This window comes from Roseovarius sp. CAU 1744, from assembly GCF_039839345.1.
Taxonomy (GTDB): domain Bacteria; phylum Pseudomonadota; class Alphaproteobacteria; order Rhodobacterales; family Rhodobacteraceae; genus Roseovarius.
Genome location: NZ_JBDOQV010000005.1, coordinates 357,596 through 378,510, shown reverse-complemented (window position 1 = coordinate 378,510; position 20,915 = coordinate 357,596). Strand labels below are relative to the sequence as shown.

The following is a 20,915-nucleotide window of genomic DNA, read 5'->3' as shown; positions in this document are numbered from 1 at the left end:
CCTTCTCACCATTTCGGGGAAGCTGATGAGCGACGCGAGCCTGAATACCACGACAGCGCAGACCGGCGAAGCCGGTTTCGGCGACTTCTTTGCCCTGCTCAAGCCGCGGGTGATGTCACTTGTGGTGTTCACCGCGCTTGTCGGGCTGCTGGCGGCGCCGGTGGGAGTGCATCCCGTCATCGGCCTGGCGGCGATCCTCTTCATCGCGGTGGGCGGTGGCGCCTCGGGCGCGTTGAACATGTGGTGGGACGCCGATATCGACCGGATCATGAAGCGGACGCGGGGGCGGCCGATCCCCGCCGGGCGGATCACCGAGGGCGAGGCGTTTGCCTTTGGCATGACGCTCAGCGTGATGTCGGTGGTGATGCTGGCGCTGGCGGCGAATTTCGTGGCTGCGGGCCTGCTGGCCTTCACGATCTTCTTCTACGTCGTGATCTACTCGATGTGGCTGAAACGCTGGACACCGCAGAATATCGTGATCGGCGGTGCGGCAGGGGCCTTTCCGCCGATGATCGGCTGGGCCGTTGCCACCGGTGGCGTCAGCGTGGAAAGCGTGCTGATGTTCACGCTGATCTTCATGTGGACACCGCCGCATTTCTGGGCGCTGGCCCTGTTCATGAAATCCGACTACGAAAATGCCGGCGTGCCCATGCTGACCGTGACGCATGGCCGCAAATCCACGCGGCGGCACATCCTGGCCTACACGCTGCTGCTGGCGCCGATCGCCATCGGTACAGCGTTTACGGGTATCGGCGGGCCGATCTATCTGGTCGTGGCCCTGGTACTGAACGCGCTGTTCGTGAAGGGCGCGGTGGATATCTGGCGCCGGGACGAGATCGCTGCCGAGGCCGATGGTTATCGTGCCGAGAGGAAATTGTTCAAGCTGTCGCTGTACTACCTGTTCGGCCATTTCACCGCGATCCTGTTGCAGGCCACGCTGGGCGGCTACGGGCTGGGAGGCTGGTCATGAGCCTGTCCAAGCAGCATGAGATGCACAAGCGCCGCTTCAGCCGCAACCTGGGCCTTGGCCTGGTGCTCGCCGGGTTCGTGGCGCTGGTTTTCGGGCTGACGATCGCCAAGGTTTCGAATGAAGATTTCGCGATCCCCGCGGCCGAGGAGGCCAATTGATGGCGATGGATGCAAAAACCAGAACGGTGACGCGGCTCGTGGGGGTCGTGGTGCTGATGGGCGGGCTGGCCTGGGCGTCGGTGCCGTTCTATGACTGGTTCTGCCGGGTGACCGGTTTCGGCGGTACGCCGGGCGTGGCGACGGCCGGGGCCGATAACGTGCTGGACCAGACCATCAAGATCCGCTTCGACGCCAGCAAGGAACGTGGGATGCCGTGGGAATTCAAGCCCGTGGCGCGTGAAATGGAAATCAGGATCGGCGAGACCGGTCTGGCCTTTTACGAGGCCTACAACCCCACGGACAAACCCATCGCCGGACAGTCGAGCTACAATGTCACGCCCTACGAGGCCGGGGGATTCTTTGTCAAGATCGACTGTTTCTGTTTCCAGGAACAGGTCCTGCAGCCCGGCGAGCGGGTCGAGATGCCCGTGACCTTCTATGTCGATCCCGAGATCGTCACCGACCGGGACGCGAAATACACCCACACGATCACGCTGTCCTATACATTCTACGAAATCGACCTGCCGCAAGAGCAAGCCGCCCTTGCGCAGGATGCTGAAACCGATAAAAACACGAACTGAGCCTTCCAGCGAGGGAACCGAAGATGGCACATGAAAAAAACCACGATTATCACATTCTGAACCCCTCACTCTGGCCGTTCCTTGGCGCGTTTTTCGGGTTCGTGATGCTCTTTGGCGCGGTCCTCTGGATGTCGCCGCGGATCGACAACAACCAGCCCTGGGTGTTCCTGATGGGCTTTGCCGGCGTCTGTTACGTGATGTATGGCTGGTGGGCCGACGTGGTGACCGAAAGCAAGGTGGGCGATCACACCCCCGTGGTGCGGATCGGCCTGCGCTATGGCTTCATCATGTTCATCATGTCCGAGGTGATGTTCTTCTCGGCCTGGTTCTGGACCTTTTTCAAGCACGCCATGTACCCGATGGGGCCGGAAAGCCCGATCAAGGATGGGGTCTGGCCGCCCGCGGGCATCGAAACCTTCGACCCCTGGCATCTGCCGCTGATCAACACGCTGATCCTGCTCTGCTCGGGCTGTGCGGCGACTTGGGCGCACCACGCGCTGGTGCATGAAAACAACCGCGAAGACATGAAATGGGGCCTGATCATCGCGATTGCGCTTGGCGCCCTGTTCACGGTCTTCCAGGGCTATGAATACAGTCACGCAGCCTTTGGTTTCTCGGGCAATATCTACGGCGCGTCCTTCTTCATGGCCACCGGCTTCCACGGTGCGCATGTGATCATCGGCACGATCTTCCTGTTCGTCTGCCTGCTGCGCGTCTATCGCGGCCACTTCACCCCGGAAAAACATATCGGGTTCGAGGCGGCGGCCTGGTACTGGCACTTCGTCGACGTGGTCTGGCTGTTCCTGTTCGCCGCGGTCTATATCTGGGGCGGCTGAGCGGTGGCTTAGCACCCACCCGACGACACAATCGAAGCGCGCGGAGATTTCGCGCGCTTTGTCTTTTCTAACGGAGCCGCAACGTGCGCCGCATTCTCATACCTCTGATCTTCGGGCTGGCCGGGGCGGTCGTGCTGATCTGGCTGGGCGTCTGGCAGGTGCAGCGGCTGGCCTGGAAAGAAGGGGTTCTTGCCGAGATCGAGGCGCGGATCGCGGCCGAGCCGGTGGCGCTGCCCGCACGGCCCGACCCGGTGGCCGACCGCTATCTGCCGGTCCGGGTCACGGGCACGCCGGGGAGCGAGGTGCTGCGGGTCTTGGTCAGCCGGAAACAGGCCGGGGCGGGATACCGGCTGGTGACGGCGCTTCGGACGGCAGATCGCGCGGTTCTGGTCGATCTGGGGTTCATCAAGGTGGACGCACCCCTGCCAGAGATACCCCCAGGCCCGGTCACCGTCATCGGCAACCTGCATTGGCCCGACGACCGCAACAGTTCGACCCCGGATAATGACGTTATCGGCAATATCTGGTTCGCACGCGACTTGGACCAGATGGCCGACCGGCTTGGCACCGAACCGCTGCTGGTAGTGGCACGCGATTGGTCGGAAACGGACCTTGGCGCGACGCCGCTGCCGGTGGACACGAGCGCCATTCCGAACGATCACTTGAACTATGCAATCACCTGGTTTTCCCTGGCCGCGATCTGGCTGGCGATGACCGGATATTTCCTCTGGCGGACCACCCGCAAACCGAAAGGCGATGTGACGTGAGATATATCTCGACAAGGGGCACGGCCCCGGTTCTGAGTTTCGAAGAGGCGATGTTGACGGGGTTGGCGCGCGATGGCGGGCTTTACCTGCCCGAGATCATCCCGCAGATGAGCCGCGCCGACATCGCCGCGCTGGCGGGCGTTTCCTATGAAGAGGCCGCCTACCGGATCATGCAGCCCTATATCGGCGGGGCGTTCGACGAGGAGGAGTTCCGCGCCATCATCGCCCGCGCCTATGCGGGTTTCGGCCATGCAGCCCGGGCGCCGCTTGTCCAGCTTGACAGTGGGCATTTCCTGCTGGAGCTGTTCCACGGGCCGACGCTCGCGTTCAAGGATTTCGCCATGCAGCTGATCGGCCAGCTGTTCGAGGCGTCGCTGAAGCGATCGGGCAACCGGGTCTGCATCGTGGGGGCCACGAGCGGGGATACCGGCAGCGCCGCGATCGAGGCCTTCAAGGGGCTGGACGCGGTGGACGTGTTCATCCTCTATCCGCATGGCCGTGTCTCCGAGGTGCAGCGGCGTCAGATGTCGACGCCGGCAGAGGCCAATGTCCACGCGCTGGCCGTCGACGGGCATTTCGATGATTGCCAGGCACGCGTGAAGGATATGTTCAACGATTTCGACTTCCGCGATGCCGTGGGACTGGCCGGCGTCAACTCGATCAACTGGGCACGGGTGCTGGCGCAGGTGGTCTATTACTTCACCTCCGCCGTCAGCCTCGGCGCGCCACAGCGCCCGGTCAGCTTCACCGTGCCCACCGGCAATTTCGGCGATATCTTCGCGGGCTACATCGCCAAGCGCATGGGCCTGCCGATCGACCGGCTGGTGGTGGCCACCAACCAGAACGACATTCTGCACCGCTGCCTGAGCACCTCGGATTACAAGCCCGATGGCGTGATCCCCTCGATCAGCCCGTCGATGGACATTCAGGTCAGCTCGAATTTCGAGCGTGCTCTGTTCGAGGCCTACGGGCGCGACGGTGCGGCGGTCAGCCAGTTGATGGATGAGCTGAAGGGCGGCGGCTTCAGCGTGTCGCAAGGCGCGCTTCAGGCGCTGCGCGAGAGTTTCGACAGCGGGCGCTGTGACGAGGATGAAACCCGCGCCATGATCCGCGACGCCCATGCCCGGACGGGCGAACTGCTGTGCCCGCACACGGCGATCGGCGTCAAGGTGGCCGAGGAACACCGCAGCCCGGGAACGCCGATGATCACGCTGGCCACCGCCCACCCGGCCAAGTTTCCCGACGCGGTGGAAGGCGCCAGCGGCACGCGTCCCCCCTTGCCGGAACGTATGTCGGACCTGTATGAGCGGTCGGAACGGATTACCCGGGTGGAAAATGACCTGGGCGCCATCGAGACACTCATAAAGGAACGGACCGGGAATTGACTGTCAATCTTACTACGCTTTCAAACGGATTTCGCATCGTCACCGAGCATATGCCGGGGCTTCAGTCAGCCTCGATCGGGATCTGGGTTCTGGCCGGCGCACGGCATGAGGAAGCCAGCCAGAACGGCATCGCGCATTTCCTCGAACACATGGCCTTCAAGGGCACCAAGCGGCGCAGCGCGTTGCAGATTGCCGAGGAAATCGAGGATGTGGGCGGCTATATCAATGCCTATACCTCACGCGAGGTGACGGCCTATTATGCGCGCGTCCTGCAAGACGACGTGCCGCTGGCGCTGGACGTGATTGCCGATATCCTGCGTAACCCGGTTTTTGATCCGAACGAGATTGAGATCGAACGCGGCGTGATCCTGCAGGAAATCGGCCAGGCGCTGGATACGCCTGACGACATCATCTTTGACTGGTTGCAGGAAAAGGCCTATCCGGACCATCCGCTGGGCCGCACGATCCTGGGGGCAGAGGAACGGGTGCGGGCGTTTTCGCGCGGCGACCTGCAGGGTTTCGTCGATCAGCATTACCGGCCCGGGCAGATGATCCTGTCGGCGGCGGGGGCGGTGGATCACGCCGCGCTGGTCAAATCCGCAGAGGCGCTGTTCGGCGACATGGCCGCGGCCCCGGCGCATCTGGCGCCGGTGGCAAAGTTCACCGGGGGCGAAAGCCGCCATGTGAAAGACCTGGAACAGGCGCATTTTGCCCTGGCCTTCGAGAGCCCGAATTACAGTGATCCGGCGATCTACACGGCGCAGATCTATGCCAGCGCGCTTGGCGGGTCCATGTCGTCGCGGTTGTTCCAGGAGGTGCGCGAAAAACGCGGCCTCTGCTACACGATCTACGCGCAGGCCGGGGCCTATGCCGACACCGGCATGACCACGATCTACGCCGGCACCTCGGCCGCGCAGATGGCCGATCTGGCGCAGATCACCGTGGACGAGATGAAACGTGCCGTGGATGACATGACCGACGTCGAGGTGGAGCGTGCCCGCGCGCAAATGAAAGCGGGCCTGCTGATGGGGCTGGAAAGCCCGTCGAACCGGGCCGAGCGCCTGAGCCGGATGCTGCAGATCTGGGGCCGGGTGCCCGGGCTGGATGAAGTCGTCGCGAATATCGACGCGGTGACGCTTGCGGATGTTCGCAGACTGGCTGAACAACTGGCCAGCAAGGCGCCCGCGGCGATGGCGCTATATGGCCCGGTTGAGGGCGCCCCGACGCTGGATGCCCTGCAGGAAAGGCGCGCGGCCTGATGTTCATCCCGCGCCGCAAGCTTCGGATCGAGACCGAGCGCATGACCTTGCGTCAGCCGCTCCTGAGCGATTTCCGGACGTGGCGCAGCCTGCGCGAACAATCTGCCGAGTTCCTGACGCCCTGGGAACCGGTCTGGGCGGGCGACCACCTGTCACGAAAGGGGTTCACCAACCGGGTCTACTGGGCGCAGCGGTCGATCAGCAACGGCTCGGCGGTGCCGCTGTTTCTGATCCGGCGCGAAGATCAGAACCTGCTGGGGGCGATCACGCTTGACAATATCCGCCGCGGCCCGTCGCAAGCCGGTACGCTGGGATACTGGATCGGTGAACCACATGCCCGGCAGGGCTACATGCAAGAGGCGATCCGGAGCGTCGTGCACTACGCCTACGAGCGGCTCGATCTCAGCCGGGTCGAAGCCGCCTGCCTGCCGGAGAACGAAGCCTCTCGTGCGCTTCTGGAAAAATGCGGCTTCAAGTATGAAGGCGTGGCGCAGAGCTATCTGCAGATCAACGGCCGCTGGCGCACCCATGTTCTCTATGCCGCGCTGCGTCTGGACCGCCGGGGCAGAACGGACGCAGGCTAGGCTCTGGGCCCTGGTGTGCCGCGGTTGAGACAAGACGTAATGAAAACGGTGGTTGCAAGCGCTTTGCTGAAACCAGGGCCGTTTTCTTCAAAGAAAACGGGGCGGAAAATTTGAAATTTTCCGATACGGAATTTTCTAAAATTCCGTCGCCGTCTACGACAATCTCGTTCTTCATGCGAACAAAGTAGAACTCAGACTCAATGCCCCGTAGAAATCAATCCGGGGCGTGCTATCATCTGGGAAAAGCGAGGGCGCTCATCCGGTTCTTTCTGACATATATCTTTCTCTTGCTGCCCGTCGCCGTGGCCGCGCAGGAACGTCCGCCCAGCCATTGTCTTGCCTTTGCGGATCGGGTGCCCGGGGTGACCTGGTTGCAGCAGGCCGCCTTCCTTGACCCGGTCGAGGATGGCACCGTTCGCCTGCGCTATCTTTCGCACGCGAGTTTTCTCTTGCAGACCCCCGGCGGGCTGTCGGCGGTCACGGATTTCACCGGCTTCGTCGGCAATGTCGATTTCATGCCCGATGTGGTGACGATGAACCACGCCCACTCGACCCATTACACCGCCTATCCAGACCCTGCCATTCCGCATGTCCTGCCGGGATGGGGGCCCTTTGGCGAAGGCATCGATCATTATCTTGATCTGGGCGAAATGCTGATCCGCAACATTTCCACGGATATCCGCTCGGGCGGGGGCGTCGAACCGAAGGGCAATTCCATATTCGTGTTCGAGGCAGCCGGGCTGTGTATCGGGCATCTGGGGCATCTGCATCACGAACCTTCTGCCGAACAATATGCCGCGATCGGTCGGCTGGACGTGGTGATGGCCGCGGTCGATGGCGGGGTCACGCTGGACCTGGCGACGATGCTCAAGGTCATGGACCGGTTCCGCGCGCGGATCGTCATCCCGATGCACTGGTTCGCAGATGGCTCGCTGGGCCGGTTCCTGAACGGGATGGAGGGCGATTTCGACATCGTCGATGCGGGCGGTTCCGAGTTGTCGCTGTCGCTTGATCATCTGCCCACCCGGCCAACGGTGATGGTCCTGCGCCCCTCTTTCCTGCGCAAGGATGAATGAGCCGCGGGTCTGGACCCGGCTTGCGAAGGTGCTAGAGATAACCCATGAAACTCAACCCCGCCGTTCCCGCCTTCGTGGACCATCTGCGCCGCCAGTTGCCGCCATCGTGTTTTCGTGAGGCCGCACCGCACTACCTGGAAGAGCCGCGCGGCAGGTGGTCCGGGCAGGCGGGGGTTGTGCTGGCGCCAGCCACGGTCGAGGACGTGGCCACGGCCATTCGTGCCGCGTTCACCGCCGGGGTGGGCGTTGTGCCCTATGGCGGCGGCACCGGACTGGTTGGCGGGCAGATCCTGCCAGAGGGACCGGCGCCGGTGCTGCTGAGCCTGGAGCGGATGCGCGCGATCCGGGGCGTTTACCCGCAGGAAAACGTGATGGTGGCCGAGGCGGGCACAATCCTGTCCGACATTCACGATGCCGCAGCGGCCGTCGACCGTCTGTTCCCGCTCAGTATTGCGGCCAAGGGGTCGGCCCGGATCGGCGGCAACCTGGCGACCAATGCCGGCGGGGTGAACGTGCTGCGCTATGGCAATGCGCGTGACCTCTGCCTGGGGCTGGAGGCCGTGCTGCCCAACGGTGAGATCTGGCACGGGCTGAAACGGCTGCGCAAGGACAACACCGGCTACGATCTGAAGAACCTGCTGATCGGGTCCGAGGGCACGCTGGGGGTGATCACGGCGGCGGCGCTCAAGCTTTTCCCGCGCCCCGCGGGCGAGGGGACGGCGCTGATTGTGGTGCCCGGCCCCGGGGCGGCGCTGGACTTGCTGGCGCTGGCGCGTAATCACCTGGGCGAGGGGGTCAGCGCATTTGAACTGATGCACCGGACGGGCCTGGATTTCCTGGCCGAGACGCTGCCCGATCTGCGCCAGCCATTCGACGCGCCGCCTGACTGGTTCGTTCTGATCGACGTGGGCCTCGCGCGGGGGCTGGACCCGGCGGCGGCGCTCGAAGATCTCTTCGCCGACGCGGTGCAGGCAGGGTTGGTCAGCGACGGGATGATCGCCCAGTCCGAGGCGCAGCGGCACCAGTTCTGGGAGGTCCGCGAACAGATCCCCGAAGCCAACCGGCGGGTCGGGTCGATCAGTTCGCACGACATCTCGGTGCCGATGGGCGCGATCCCCGAATTCATCCGCCGCGGTGGCGAAGTCATAGCCAGGCTGGGCGATTTCCGGGTCAATTGTTTCGGCCATCTGGGCGACGGAAACCTGCATTACAATGTCTTCCCGCCAAAGGGTCAAAGCCGGGATTCGTACCTGGACTTGCGCGAGGCGATCAAGCGCGCAGTGCATGACCTGGTTCACCGGATGGGCGGGTCCGTCAGCGCCGAGCACGGGATCGGCCGGCTCAAGGTCGATGACCTGGAACGCTATGGCGATCCGGTCAAAATGTCCGCGATGCGGGCGATCAAGGCCGCGCTGGACCCCAAAAGGATCATGAATCCCGGCGCCGTGCTGCGCCAGCCCGCTGACTGAAGATTTGCGGTTGTTTCCGGCCGCGGCGCGCGGTTAACTGCGCGTCGGATGCCCCGGGCTTGCCGGGGTGAGGGGAAAACTGCCTGCAATGTCAGAGCTTTGGGACGGGATCGCACAGGCCTTCTGGCTGATTGTCACGCTGGATGCGGATCTGGTGGAAATCACGCTGCGGTCGTTGCAGGTGACGCTAAGTGCGTTGCTGATCGCCAGCCTGATCGCCCTGCCGCTGGCAGCCGTGCTGTCGGTGCGGCGGTTTCCGTTCCGGCGGATCACCATCGCGGTGCTCAATGCGCTGATGGGGCTGCCGCCGGTGGTGGTGGGGCTGATCGTCTATGTGTTCCTGTCGCGGGCGGGGCCCTTCGGGGTGCTGGGCCTGCTTTTTACGCCCACGGCGATGATCATCGCGCAGGTGATCATCATCGTGCCGCTGATCGCCTCGATCGCCCACCAGTCGCTGCGCGATCTCTGGGCTGAATACCACGATCTGCTGATCTCTATGAACACCACCCAGACGCAGCGAATCAAGACGCTGTTATGGGACAGCCGCCGGGCGCTGCTGACGGCGGCGCTGGCCGGGTTCGGACGCGGGATCGGCGAGGTCGGCGCGATCATGGTCGTCGGCGGTAATATCGACCACGCGACCCGGGTGTTGACCACGGCCATCGCGCTGGAGACCGGCAAGGGCAATTTCGCGCTGGCACTGGGCCTGGGTTTCGTGCTGATCGCCCTGGCGATTGCCATCAACCTGACCATCCACTGGCTGAGCCATACCGAGCGGGAGGGCAGGTGGTGAGCGATCTCTTTCCCCTCAACGTTTCTGGTGCACAGGTGCGCCGGCGCGGCAAGGTGCTGGTCGGGCCGATCGACCTGACGCTCGGTTCCGGTGGCGTGACCATCGTGATCGGGCCGAACGGGTCCGGCAAAACCAGCCTTCTCAAGATGTTGCACGGTATTCTTCGCCTGAACGGCGGTCAGATTGACTGGGCCTGCAGTACCGAGGAGGCGCAGCGGCGACAGGCCTTTGTCTTTCAGACCCCGGTGATGCTCCGCCGGACGGTGCTGGAAAACCTGATCTATCCGCTGCGCCTGCTGAAATTGCCGAAAGCCGAAGCGCGCGCGCAGGCCGAAGCCTGGGCAGAACGGATCGGGCTGTCCGAGGCGACAGCGCGGCAGGCCACGGTCCTGTCGGGCGGCGAGCGGCAGAAACTGGCCCTGGCGCGGGCGCTGATCCGCAACCCGGACCTGCTGTTTCTGGACGAACCCTGCGCCTCGCTCGACGGGCGGGCAATGCGCGAGATCGAGGCCATCCTGCAGCGCGCGGTCGCCGATGGTACGCGCCTGATCATGTCCACCCATGACATGGGGCAGGCAAGACGCCTGGCCAGTGAAGTGATTTTCATCCTGCACGGGCGCGTGCAGGAATTCGGCCCGGCGGGCGGGTTTTTCGACCAGCCGGAAACGCCGCAGGCGCAGGCCTTTCTGAATGGTGACATCGTGGAGTGAAGGAGACCAGAGCGATGACAAGACTGATTACGGCACTCATCGCGGCTATGGCCGTGGGCACCGCCGCCCTGGCGGAAGAGATGAAGATGGCGGTGACAACGTCATTTCACAATTCCGGACTGGCCGAGGTGCTGCTGCCCGAGATTCGCAAGGACACCGGTATCGAGGTGCACTTGCTGGTGGTGGGCACCGGGCAGGCGCTGCGCCTGGGCGAGGCGGGCGACGTGGATGCCATTCTGGTCCATGCCAAGGCCGCGGAGGAGAAGTTTGTGGCCGCAGGCAATGCCCCCCACCGGACCGAGATCATGTACAATGATTTCGTGGTGATCGGCCCTTCTGCGGATGCGGCCGGGGTCGGTGGCGCGGCGGATGCAACCGACGCGCTGCAAAGGATCGCGGGGACCGGGGCGGCTTTTGTCAGCAGGGGCGATGACAGCGGCACCCACAAGAAAGAGCTGAGCCTGTGGACGGCCGCCGGGATTGCACCCGAAGGCGAATGGTACAACGCCGTGGGCGCGGGCATGGGTGCGGCACTGAACACCGCGTCGGGAATGGGGGCCTATATCCTGTCGGACCGCGCGAGCTGGCTCAATTTCGGCAACAAGGGTGATCTTGCGCTGCTGTTTTCGGGCGATCCGGTGCTGTTCAACCAATATGCCTACCTGCCGGTAAATCCGGAAAAACACCCGCATGTCAAATCGGGTCTTGCCGATCAGCTTGAGGCATGGCTGGTATCCGACCGGGCACAGGAACTGATCGACGGCTATCGCCTCAACGGTGAGCAGCTCTTTACCTTCAACGCAGACAGGTAACACGCGGGCCGGGAGAGATTATTGCAATCTTTCCCGCGCCTTGCGCCTACATCTTGATGCGGGCCATGTCGGGGTCGTAAAGCGGTGCCAGATGCACGTTTGCGGGCACACGTTCGGTTGCGACCTCAAGTTCGTAGTCCCCGGACAGCACATGGTCGGCATCGACACCCTCGGCATTGCGCACGTAGCCCAGCCCGATCGACTTGCCGACCGTATGGCCGAACCCGCCCGAACTTAACCAGCCGACGCGCTTGCCATCGCGGTAGATCGTCTCGCGCCCCAGCAGCACGACGTCCGGCGCCACCGTGAATGTGGCCAGCATCTTCTGCACGCCGCCGGATTTCTGCGCCTCGGCCGCGGCGCGGCCCTTGAAATCGGTATTGCTTGCAAGCTTCACGGCCCAGCCCAACCCGGCCTCGAACGGGGTATGATCCGGCCCGATATCCGACCCCCAGGCGCGATAGCCTTTTTCAAGCCGCAGCGACTCGATCGTGCGGTAGCCGGCATTGACCAGCCCGCGTGCCTTGCCCGCCCGCATCAATGCATCATAGACGGTCTGCGCGTATTCGACCGGCAGGTGCAGCTCCCACCCCAGCTCGCCCACATAGGTGATGCGCAGGGCTTGCACCGGGCATCCGGCGATGCCGATGGTCCGCACGGTGCCGAATTTGAACGCGGCATCCGACATGTCCGCACGCGTGACTTCCTGCAGGATATTGCGTGCCTCGGGGCCCATCAGGGACAACACCGCGTTGGACGAGGTGACATCGAAGAGCTGGCAATTCATGCCGTCGGGGATGTTGCGGCTGATCCAGTTGAAATCATGGGTCGCGAACCCGGTACCGGTGACGATGTAGAATTCATCCTCGGCCACCCGTGCGACGGTCAGGTCACATTCGATCCCGCCCTTGTCATTGAGCATCTGGGTATAGGTCAGGCGGCCCACCGGCTTGTTGATATTGTTGGCGCAGATCCAGTTCATCGCGGACAGGGCATCGGGGCCCTTGAGGGCGAATTTGGCAAAGGAGGTCTGGTCGAACAGCACCGCCGCCTGCCGCGCTGCCGTGTGCTCGCGCGCGTTGGCGGCAAACCAGTTCTGGCGGCCGAAGCTGTAGGCATCCTTTGCGGTCTCGCCGTCCGCCGCGAACCAGTTGGGCCGTTCCCAGCCCAGCTTCTCACCAAAACACGCGCCTTGCGCCTTGAGCGTGTCATAGAGCGGCGATTTCCGGCAGGGGCGGCCGCTATCATGTTCCTCGTGCGGCCAGGCCATGGTGTAGTGCTTGCCGTAGGCCTCGACTGTGCGGGTGCGCACCCAATCGGTGTCGAAATGCGGGCGGCCAAAGCGGCGGATATCGGCAGACCACAGGTCAAAGGGCGGCGCGCCCTTGTGCGCCCATTCCGCCAGCGCCATCCCCGCGCCCCCGCCTGAGGCGATGCCGAAGGCGTTGAACCCGGCGCCGACATAGAAATTCCTGAGTTCCGGCGCCTCTCCGATGATGAAATTGCCATCGGGGGTAAAGCTTTCGGGCCCGTTGGTCAGCGTCTTGATCCCGGCGGTCTGCAAACCCGGAACCCGGCCAAGCGCCTGTTCCATGATCTGCTCGAAATGGTCGAAATTGCTGTCGAGCAGGGTATAGTGGAAACCCTCGGGGATACCCTCTACCGCCCAGGGGATCGGGTTGGGCTCGTACCCGCCCATGACCAGCCCGCCGACCTCTTCCTTGTAGTAACACAGCCGGTCCGGGTCGCGCAGGGTCGGCAGGGTCGAGGGTACGCCCATCGGTTCGGTCAGCATGTATTGATGCTCCATCGACACCAGCGGCACGTTGACGCCGAAGCGCGCGGCGAAATCGCGGGTCCATTGACCGGCGCAGCAGATCACTTTTTCGCATTCGATGCGGCCCTGATCGGTGATGACCGCGCGAATCCTGCCGTTTTCGATTTCAAGGTCGGTCACCTTAGTATCCTCGAAGATCGCGGCACCGGCCATGCGCGCGCCCTTGGCCAGCGCCTGCGTGATGTCCGAGGGGTTGGCCTGTCCGTCAGTGGGCATGTAGGCCGCGCCGACAAGGTCCGAGATGTCCATCAGCGGCCACAGTTCCAGCGCCTCCGCCGGGGTCAGCAGCTCCATCTCCAGCCCGAAACTGTGGGCGGTTGTGGCCTGCCGCTTGACTTCGGTCCAGCGTTCCTGATTGCAGGCCAGCCGCAGCCCGCCATTCATCTTCCAGCCGGTGCCAAGGCCGGTTTCCTCTTCGAGCTTGGTGTAGAGATCGACCGAATAGCCCAGAAGCTGCGTGATATTGGCGTTTGACCGCAATTGGCCTACCAGCCCGGCAGCGTGAAAGGTGGTTCCGCTCGTCAGTTTCTTGCGTTCCAGCAGCACCGTGTCGGTCCAGCCCAGTTTCGCCAGGTGATAGGCGGTGGAACAGCCAATGATGCCGCCGCCGATGACGACTGCCTTGGCCGTGGTGGGAAGCTCTGCCATGATGGTGCCTCAGCTATTGTTGAAATTTCGGTGCGCGGCGCGGAAACGGTCAAGGTTTTCAGCCGTGTACGCGCCATAATCAAAGTCGATTTCCGAGGTGATCTCGGACACCATGCTCCACATCGTTTCGCGCAGGAGCGAGGCGCATTTCATCGCCGAATAGCGGTTCAGAAGCCCGCCGGTGACAGGGGCCTCGAAATAGGTCTCGAGCATCCAGGTTTCCTGCGCCTCGCTGAGCCCGTTATTCGAGGCCAGCCCGCCCAGATCAAAAAGCGGCGAATTGAACCCCGCATAATCGTAATCGATCAGCCACAGGCGGCTGCCGTCATCCAGGAAATTGCCGCAAAGCAGATCGTTGTGGCCGAAAACGATGTCATAGGGACCAGCGGCCTGTTCCAGCTGTCCCGCAATCTTGACCAGTTCCGGCACTATCGCCGCATGGCTGCTGTCGCGTTCCAGCAGGGTCGCGCCATAATCGCGGATGACGTGGAACACCCAGAAGACGAGTGACGGCCCGCGCAGGTGTTTCGGCACCTCGCGGTGGCAGCGCATCACCAGGTCAAGCGCATGGGGCAGCATCGCGGGGTCGCGCACGTCCTCTTCGGTAAGCGTCTTGCTGTCAATGTATTCCAGCACGGTGATCCCCGGCGCCGAATGAACCACGGCGGGCGAAATACCGGCGGCATGGGCGGCGCGGCTGGCGGACAGTTCGTTGAAGCGCATGACCTGGTGCAGCGGGATGTCGTCGCCCACCCGCACCACGTATTTGCGCCCCGCATCCTCGACCAGGTAGTTCACGTTGGTGATGCCGCCGTCCAGCGGCGTGGCGGTGATCTCTCCCTGCCAGAAGGGCAGGCTGCGGAAATCGGCGTGGCTCATGGCTCAGCTCTCCAATCCAAAGCGTTTGCGGGCGCCGCGGGCGCTGGCATTGACCAGCCGGTCGGCGATGATGGCGATGAAGGCGATGGCCAGCCCGGCGACGATGCCGCGACCGGTATCCGCCTTGGTCAGCGCGATATAGACCTCTTGGCCCAGATCGCGGGTGCCGACGAGGGCGGTGATGACCAGCATCGACAGGGCCAGCATGATGGTCTGGTTGATGCCCAGCAGGATCTCGGGCAGGGCCAGGGGCAGGCGCACGAGGCGCAGAAGCTGCCGGGGGGTGCAGCCCGAGACGATGCCGGCCTCGATCAGGTCGTGGCTGACATTGCGCACGCCGTGGGCGGCATAGCGCACGGCAGGGGCGAGGGCATAGAGGACGATGGCGATCATGGCGGTGAAATCGCCCACGCGGAACAGCATCACCACCGGGATCAGGTAGACGAAGCTGGGCAGGGTCTGCAGCGTGTCGATCAGCACGTTGATGACCACGCCGGCGCGCTTGTTCAGCGCGGCCAGAACGCCAAGGGGCACGCCAATGAGCGTGGCGATGATGACCGAGGCGCCGCAGAGATAGACAGTGACCATCGCCTTGGGCCACAGCCCGGTAATGGCGATCAGCCCGGACATCCCGCCGCAGAGAAGCGCCAGCCGCCAGCCGCCCGCGCGCCAGCCCAGCAGGACCAGCATGGCGATGGTCCAGGGCCAGGGAATGCCCAGAAGCGTGCGTTTGATCGGCAGCAGGAACCAGGTGAGGAAGAAGACCTTGATCGCCTCGAACGTGTCGAAGAAATTGACGTTGAGGTACTTGACGGTGTCATCCCAGAAGGCGCCGGTGGTGATGGTCTGCGATGGCGGATAATCCATCAGGGCAGGGGCGAAGCGCCCGAATGCCCAGGTCAGCACCAGCAACACCAGCACGATCACCGTGCGCTTGTGAGATACCAGCCAGCTCTGGCCGGTGACCGGGTGGTGGATCTGGCCCATGCGTTCGGCGAAGGCCTGGCTTAGCCGGTCGACGGCAATGGCCAGCACGACAATGGCGATACCGGCCTCGAACCCCGCGCCGATATCCAGTCGCCTGAGCGCCGCCAGCACGTCAAAACCCAGCCCGCCGGCGCCGATCATCGACGCGATGATGACCATGTTCAGTGTCAGCATGATCACCTGGTTCACGCCCACCATCAGGCTGTGCGAGGCCGAGGGTACCAGCACGCGCCACATCAGTTGGCGTGGCGTCGTTCCGACCATGCGCCCGAAATCGACCAGTTCCGGATCGACCGATTTCAGCGCCAGGATGGTGACCCGCACCATCGGCGGCGTGGCATAGATGATGGTGGCCACCAGCGCCGAAACCGGGCCGAATCCGAACATGAACAGGATCGGCACCAGATAGGCAAAGATCGGGATGGTCTGCATCAGGTCCAGGACCGGCATCAGGATACGCTCGCCCAGGGGATGGCGATAGGCCCAGACCCCCACCAGCAGCCCGCCGCCCGCGCCGATCGGCACGGCAATCAGGACCGAGGCCAGCGTGACCATCGCGCTGTCCCATTGGCCGAAGACCGCAAGATAGACGAAACAGGCGCCCACCAGCGCGGCCAGCAGCCAGTCGCGACAATACTGGCCAAGCGCCATGACGGCGACGGTCACGACGACCCAGCTGACAGGGGGCAGGATGGTGCGTGTCTCTGCCCCGCGCCCGGTCGTGTAGCCGTCCGCCAGCAGGGACAGGACAAAGCGGTACGGCTGTTCGATCAGCCAGGCGATGAACCGGGTGACATCGGTAAAGGATAGCGGCCCGATGGCGGCCTCTTCGACCAGCCATTTCATCGCGGCTGAGATGTATGTCTTGAACGGGATGATCCAGGCCGAGGGGAATTTCACAAGCCAGCGCGCATCCAGCGCCTTGGACAGGTCGCTGCCATAAGCGCCCAAAAGGATCGTGACGGCGATCAGGGCCAGCGTGATCAGAAGTGCGGGGCTGAGCCGTCTGGTCATGTGCCACCCCCGGAGCCGAACAGGACATGCGCGATGGCCTTGCGGTCGATCGTGCCGACGATGGCGCCGGAGGCATCGGCCACGGGCACCGGCCCCTCGGCCATGATGATGCGTTCGGCCACGTCCGAAATGCGGGCGCTGGCGGGGATCGGCATGCCCTCGGCGGTGCCGCTGCTGGTCATCAGCCCGCCGGCTGTCAGCACCTTGTCGCGCGGGATGTGGCGGGTGAACTCCTCGACGTAATCCGAGGCCGGGTTGACCACCAGTTCCTCGGGCGTGGCCACCTGGATGATTTTGCCGTCCTTCATGATGGCGATCCGGTCGGCCAGGCGCACGGCCTCGTCGAAATCATGGGTGATGAACACGATGGTCTTGTGCAGGCGCGCCTGCAGGCTCAGGAATTCATCCTGCATCTCGCGGCGAATGAGCGGATCAAGCGCCGAAAACGGCTCGTCCAGGAACCACAGGTCCGGTTCCGTGACCAGAGAGCGCGCGATGCCGACGCGCTGTTGCTGCCCGCCGGAAAGTTCGCGCGGGTAGTAGTCTTCGCGCCCTTCAAGGCCGACCAGCTCGACCACTTCGCGGGCCTTTGCCTCGGCTTTCGGTTTAGGAACGGCCTGCACGGTCAGGGGGAACATGACATTCTGCAATACGCTCAGATGCGGCAGCAGCGCGAAATGCTGGAACACCATGCCCAGCTTGTGACGCCGGATTTCGATCATTTCCGCGTCGCTGGCGTGCAGCAGGTCCGCACCGTCAAACAAGACCTCGCCGCCGGTGGGTTCGATCAGCCGCGACAGGCAACGTACCAGCGTCGACTTGCCCGAGCCCGACAGCCCCATGATGACGAAAATCTCGCCCTCGGCGATATCGAGGCTGGCGTTGCGCACCGCTCCGATGATGCCGGCGCCGCGCATTTCCGCGTCCGACGGGTCGGGATTGTGACGCAGGAACCCGTCGGCCTCTGTGCCGTAAAGCTTCCAGATGTTGCGGCACGAAAGCTTGAAAGTCGAATTCATCAAGAGACCCCGATTCTGACCGTTGAACCGGCAGAATGATAGCAAACCTGTTGAGATTTAGACCGGGGAAGACTCGCGTGCCCGCCCCGGCCTGGGGAGATTACTGCCCGATCCAGCCGGACCAGCGGTCCTTGTTCTCGGCCATCCAGTCGGCAACAACCGTATCGACATCGACACCTTCCAGGTCGGCCCGGCCGACCATGGCGCTCATCTCTTCGTTGCTCAGCTTGTAGGCTTCGATGATCGGATAGGCGCCGGGCCATTTTTCCTGCAGGCCTGCCCAGGCGGCCTTCCAGATCGGGCCGCGGGGCTTGCCGCAATCATAGGCCATGTTCGGGTTCACGCCCACTGACGGGTCTTCGTAGCATTCCGGTGTGTAGGGCGGAAATTCGACGAATTCGCCTTCGTATTTAGCCGGGGCCCAATGCGGCACGTAAACCCACAGAATGACCGGATCTTGCCGTTGATAGGCAGATTCCAATTCGGCAAACAGCGCCGCGTCGGTGCCCGCGTGCACCACTTCGAAATCCAGCTCCAGCGCCTCGACCCGTTCATCGTCAAACCCGCCCCAGGTGACGGGGCCGCCTACATAGCGTCCGTTGGGCGAGGTTTCGGCGGTGGCGAATTCCTCGGCGCAGTCTTTCAGCGCCTCCCAGTCGGGCAGGCCGGGGCAACGCTCCTTCATGTACATCGGATACCACCATTCCTCGATCGCCATCAGGCCGGTTTCGCCCACATTGACGACATTGCCGGTGGCAGTGGCCTCGTCCAGCGCGCCGCGCCCGGTGGTTTCCCAGATTTCCATGGCAAGATGCAGATCGCCGGTCTTCAGCCCGGCAAACTGGGCGATGTAGTCGGCCTGTACATATTCGACGTTGTAACCGGCCTCTTCCAGGATGCTGCCCATGATCTTGGTGTTGATCAACTGGCCGGACCAGTCGTGCAGCGTCAGCTTGATCGGGTCGGACGAATCTGCTGCCCACCCTGCCGAGGCTGTTGCGGCGGCTATCGCCATCGCGCCCAAAATTTTGAAATTAAACATTTTATTACTCCCCGTCTGTTTTGCAGTCTTTGGTTTTTATGTGATTGCAGGAAAATCCTGCGGCAAAATTTGGCTTTAGTCAATCATTACCACATTTTCCCACATAATTGGCCCAATTATCAGGTGAGCACGCCCTTTTCAGTGCAAATTTGACTTGGCGTGCGTTGCTTTTTGTGGCTTTCTGGGGGTGTCAAACAATCAGGATGATCATGCAGACACAGGGAAAGACCACCAACCAGCGCGAAGAAGAAATCCTCAACGAGCTGAAGAAGGCCGGGGGATCGTGCCGCGTCAGTTTCCTGGCCGAGGTTCTGGGTGTCACCAACGAGACCATCCGCCGGAATATCCGCACGCTGGAACAGAGCAACATCGTCCGCAAGGTACATGGCGGCGTGCACCTGGTCGAGGATCTGTCGGAGGCGACATTCGAGAGCCGCATTTCCACCCACGCCGATGTCAAGGCGCGGCTTGGGTCAGCTGTGGCCGACACGATAAGCGACGGGGATTCGGTGTTTCTGGATATCGGCTCCACCACCGCCTATGTGGCGATGGCGCTGAAACAGCGAAGCGATCTGTTCGTGGTGACCAATTCCGCCTTTGTCGCCAGCACCCTGGCCACGCGCAACGGCAACCGCGTCTTTCTGGCAGGCGGCGAACTCAGGGCGCATGACGGCGGCGCCTTCGGGGCCGAGGCACTGGACCTGATCGGCCGGCTGAAGGTGCAGTTCGCGATCTTTTCCGTGGGGGCGGTGAATGCCGAGACGGGTTTCATGCTGCATGATCTCGAAGAGGCCAATATCGCCCGCGTGGCGGCGCGCAATGCGCAAGTCAAAATCGTGGTGGCGGATAATGGCAAGTTTAACAAGCGCGCGCCCGTGGCGTTGGGCACCTCGCCGGGTTTTGACGTGTTCTATACCGATACGCAGCCGCCTGCGGCCATCAGGTCCATGCTGGAAGACCGCGAGGTTGACCTGGTGGTGGTTGACTGACCTTCATGCGGTCCGCCAAATGAAAAGGGGCGGCACCTTCGATAGGTACCGCCCCTTGCCTGCTCTGCCCTGTATCAGTCCCAGCCGACTTCGTTGAAGATCTTCTGTGCCTTACCGGCGTTGCGGCTGAACGCGGCGGTGGGGGTGGTCTCGTCCCCCTTGAATTCGCCCAGGCGTTCGGTGGTTTCGGTGCCGGTTGCCCCGGTCACGGCGGGATATTCGTGGTTTTGAACCGCCAGGTGTTCCTGGGCAAAATCACTGGTCAGGAATTCGACCAGCTTGGTGGCATTCTCGGCATTCGGCGCGTTGGCCAGAATCGCCGCGGTGGACAGGTTCACATGGGTTCCGCGATCATCCTGGTTCGGCCAGACCCAGCCGATATTGTCGATGCCGCTGGTCAGCCCGTCCACATCCTTGGAAAAACCGCGCAGGAAATAGTAGTGGTTGCCGACCGCCACGTCGCATTCGCCTGACACGATGCCGCGCAGCTGATCGGTATCGCCACCCTGTGGATCACGCGCCATGTTGGCCAGCACACCGGCGGCCCATTCCCGGGCAGCGTCCTCGCCATGGGTTTCGATCATCGACGCCATCAGCGACTGGTTGTAGATGTTCGAGGACGAGCGAATACAGATCGTGCCTTTCCATTTCTCATCCGCCAGTTCCTCGTAGGTTGCCGGCGGGGTATCGACGCGATCCTTGGCGTAATAGATGATCCGCGCACGCTGAGAGATGCCGAACCAGAGGTTGTCGGGATGCTGGAAATGCGCCGGGATCTTCTGTTCGACCACATCCGAGGAAAATGCCTGCAGCAGGCCGGCTTGTTCGGCGCGGTCCATCCGGCCCACATCGACGGTGATCAGCACGTCCGCCGGGCTGTTGTTGCCTTCGGCCTCAAGCCGGGCAATCAGCTCGTCCGCCTTGGCCTCGACCCGGTTGACCTTGATGCCTGTTTCTTCGGTGAACTTGGCATAGAGCGCATCATCGGTGTCGTAGTGGCGCGAAGAATAGACATTGACCTCCTGTCCGATGGCGGGCGTGGCCAAGGCAAGGGCGGCGGCAAGGGTAAGGGTCCTCATGGGGCTTCCTTTTCTGACAAA

At 63.0% G+C, this 20,915-nt stretch carries 20 protein-coding genes; 14 read left to right on the top strand and 6 right to left on the bottom strand.

What is annotated here, in order from left to right; genetic code table 11:
• Window positions 1–25: 25 nt before the first annotated feature.
• The 13 genes from cyoE (at window position 26) to AAFO92_RS12695 (ending at window position 11,400) form a co-directional block, all read left to right on the top strand.
• Window positions 26–970 carry a heme o synthase gene (cyoE, locus tag AAFO92_RS12755; RefSeq protein ID WP_347535650.1) on the top strand — a complete coding sequence of 315 codons (945 nt, stop codon included), beginning with the start codon at window positions 26–28 and terminating at the stop codon, window positions 968–970.
• Window positions 967–1,128 (top strand): hypothetical protein, encoded by a 162-nt coding sequence (locus AAFO92_RS12750; protein WP_347535648.1) that lies wholly within the window; start codon window positions 967–969, stop codon window positions 1,126–1,128. Before cyoE ends, AAFO92_RS12750 begins: the two co-directional genes overlap by 4 nt.
• The gene (locus AAFO92_RS12745; protein ID WP_347535646.1) at window positions 1,128–1,709 is read left to right on the top strand and encodes a cytochrome c oxidase assembly protein; all 582 of its coding nucleotides are present in this window, start codon (window positions 1,128–1,130) and stop codon (window positions 1,707–1,709) included. Before AAFO92_RS12750 ends, AAFO92_RS12745 begins: the two co-directional genes overlap by 1 nt.
• 23 nt (window positions 1,710–1,732) lie before the next feature.
• Complete coding sequence (locus tag AAFO92_RS12740; RefSeq protein WP_347535644.1) at window positions 1,733–2,545, top strand: cytochrome c oxidase subunit 3; 813 nt, start codon at window positions 1,733–1,735, stop codon at window positions 2,543–2,545.
• Between the two features lie 83 nt (window positions 2,546–2,628).
• Window positions 2,629–3,312: an SURF1 family protein gene (locus tag AAFO92_RS12735; protein ID WP_347535642.1), complete on the top strand. Its 684-nt coding sequence runs from the start codon at window positions 2,629–2,631 to the stop codon at window positions 3,310–3,312.
• Window positions 3,309–4,697 (top strand): threonine synthase, encoded by a 1,389-nt coding sequence (gene thrC / locus AAFO92_RS12730; protein WP_347535640.1) that lies wholly within the window; start codon window positions 3,309–3,311, stop codon window positions 4,695–4,697. Before AAFO92_RS12735 ends, thrC begins: the two co-directional genes overlap by 4 nt.
• A complete protein-coding gene (locus AAFO92_RS12725; protein WP_347535638.1) occupies window positions 4,694–5,956 on the top strand; it encodes a pitrilysin family protein in 1,263 nt (420 codons plus the stop codon). The genes thrC and AAFO92_RS12725 overlap by 4 nt, the downstream gene beginning before the upstream one ends.
• Window positions 5,956–6,540: a GNAT family protein gene (locus AAFO92_RS12720; protein ID WP_347535636.1), complete on the top strand. Its 585-nt coding sequence runs from the start codon at window positions 5,956–5,958 to the stop codon at window positions 6,538–6,540. Before AAFO92_RS12725 ends, AAFO92_RS12720 begins: the two co-directional genes overlap by 1 nt.
• Window positions 6,541–6,740: 200 nt before the next feature.
• A complete protein-coding gene (locus AAFO92_RS12715) occupies window positions 6,741–7,616 on the top strand; it encodes an MBL fold metallo-hydrolase (RefSeq protein WP_347535634.1) in 876 nt (291 codons plus the stop codon).
• Window positions 7,617–7,660: 44 nt separating this feature from the next.
• Complete coding sequence (locus AAFO92_RS12710) at window positions 7,661–9,085, top strand: FAD-binding oxidoreductase (protein WP_347535632.1); 1,425 nt, start codon at window positions 7,661–7,663, stop codon at window positions 9,083–9,085.
• Window positions 9,086–9,173: 88 nt separating this feature from the next.
• A complete protein-coding gene (locus AAFO92_RS12705) occupies window positions 9,174–9,878 on the top strand; it encodes an ABC transporter permease (RefSeq protein WP_347535630.1) in 705 nt (234 codons plus the stop codon).
• Window positions 9,875–10,588 (top strand): ATP-binding cassette domain-containing protein, encoded by a 714-nt coding sequence (locus tag AAFO92_RS12700; RefSeq protein WP_347535628.1) that lies wholly within the window; start codon window positions 9,875–9,877, stop codon window positions 10,586–10,588. Before AAFO92_RS12705 ends, AAFO92_RS12700 begins: the two co-directional genes overlap by 4 nt.
• Window positions 10,589–10,602: 14 nt before the next feature.
• Window positions 10,603–11,400, top strand: coding sequence for a substrate-binding domain-containing protein (locus AAFO92_RS12695; protein ID WP_347535626.1), 798 nt, complete (start codon window positions 10,603–10,605; stop codon window positions 11,398–11,400).
• A 46-nt stretch (window positions 11,401–11,446) separates the two neighbouring features.
• Here the strand turns inward: AAFO92_RS12695 and AAFO92_RS12690 are convergent, their stop codons facing one another.
• The 5 genes from AAFO92_RS12690 to AAFO92_RS12670 all read right to left on the bottom strand — a co-directional run bounded on the left by AAFO92_RS12690 (window position 11,447) and on the right by AAFO92_RS12670 (window position 18,826).
• Window positions 11,447–13,885 (bottom strand): FAD-dependent oxidoreductase, encoded by a 2,439-nt coding sequence (locus AAFO92_RS12690; RefSeq protein WP_347535624.1) that lies wholly within the window; start codon window positions 13,883–13,885, stop codon window positions 11,447–11,449.
• Between the two features lie 9 nt (window positions 13,886–13,894).
• Window positions 13,895–14,764 carry a choline/ethanolamine kinase family protein gene (locus tag AAFO92_RS12685; RefSeq protein ID WP_347535622.1) on the bottom strand — a complete coding sequence of 290 codons (870 nt, stop codon included), beginning with the start codon at window positions 14,762–14,764 and terminating at the stop codon, window positions 13,895–13,897.
• 3 nt (window positions 14,765–14,767) lie between these two features.
• Window positions 14,768–16,765 carry an ABC transporter permease subunit gene (locus AAFO92_RS12680; protein WP_347535620.1) on the bottom strand — a complete coding sequence of 666 codons (1,998 nt, stop codon included), beginning with the start codon at window positions 16,763–16,765 and terminating at the stop codon, window positions 14,768–14,770.
• Window positions 16,762–17,784 carry a betaine/proline/choline family ABC transporter ATP-binding protein gene (locus AAFO92_RS12675; RefSeq protein ID WP_347535618.1) on the bottom strand — a complete coding sequence of 341 codons (1,023 nt, stop codon included), beginning with the start codon at window positions 17,782–17,784 and terminating at the stop codon, window positions 16,762–16,764. Before AAFO92_RS12675 ends, AAFO92_RS12680 begins: the two co-directional genes overlap by 4 nt.
• 100 nt (window positions 17,785–17,884) lie before the next feature.
• The gene (locus tag AAFO92_RS12670) at window positions 17,885–18,826 is read right to left on the bottom strand and encodes an ABC transporter substrate-binding protein (RefSeq protein WP_347535616.1); all 942 of its coding nucleotides are present in this window, start codon (window positions 18,824–18,826) and stop codon (window positions 17,885–17,887) included.
• 209 nt (window positions 18,827–19,035) lie between these two features.
• Here AAFO92_RS12670 and AAFO92_RS12665 point away from each other — a divergent pair, with 209 nt between their 5' ends.
• The gene (locus AAFO92_RS12665; protein ID WP_347535614.1) at window positions 19,036–19,815 is read left to right on the top strand and encodes a DeoR/GlpR family DNA-binding transcription regulator; all 780 of its coding nucleotides are present in this window, start codon (window positions 19,036–19,038) and stop codon (window positions 19,813–19,815) included.
• Between the two features lie 74 nt (window positions 19,816–19,889).
• On the opposite strand, the gene AAFO92_RS12660 is transcribed toward AAFO92_RS12665, so the two are convergent.
• The gene (locus AAFO92_RS12660) at window positions 19,890–20,894 is read right to left on the bottom strand and encodes a Fe(3+) ABC transporter substrate-binding protein (protein WP_347535612.1); all 1,005 of its coding nucleotides are present in this window, start codon (window positions 20,892–20,894) and stop codon (window positions 19,890–19,892) included.
• Window positions 20,895–20,915 lie beyond the last annotated feature (21 nt).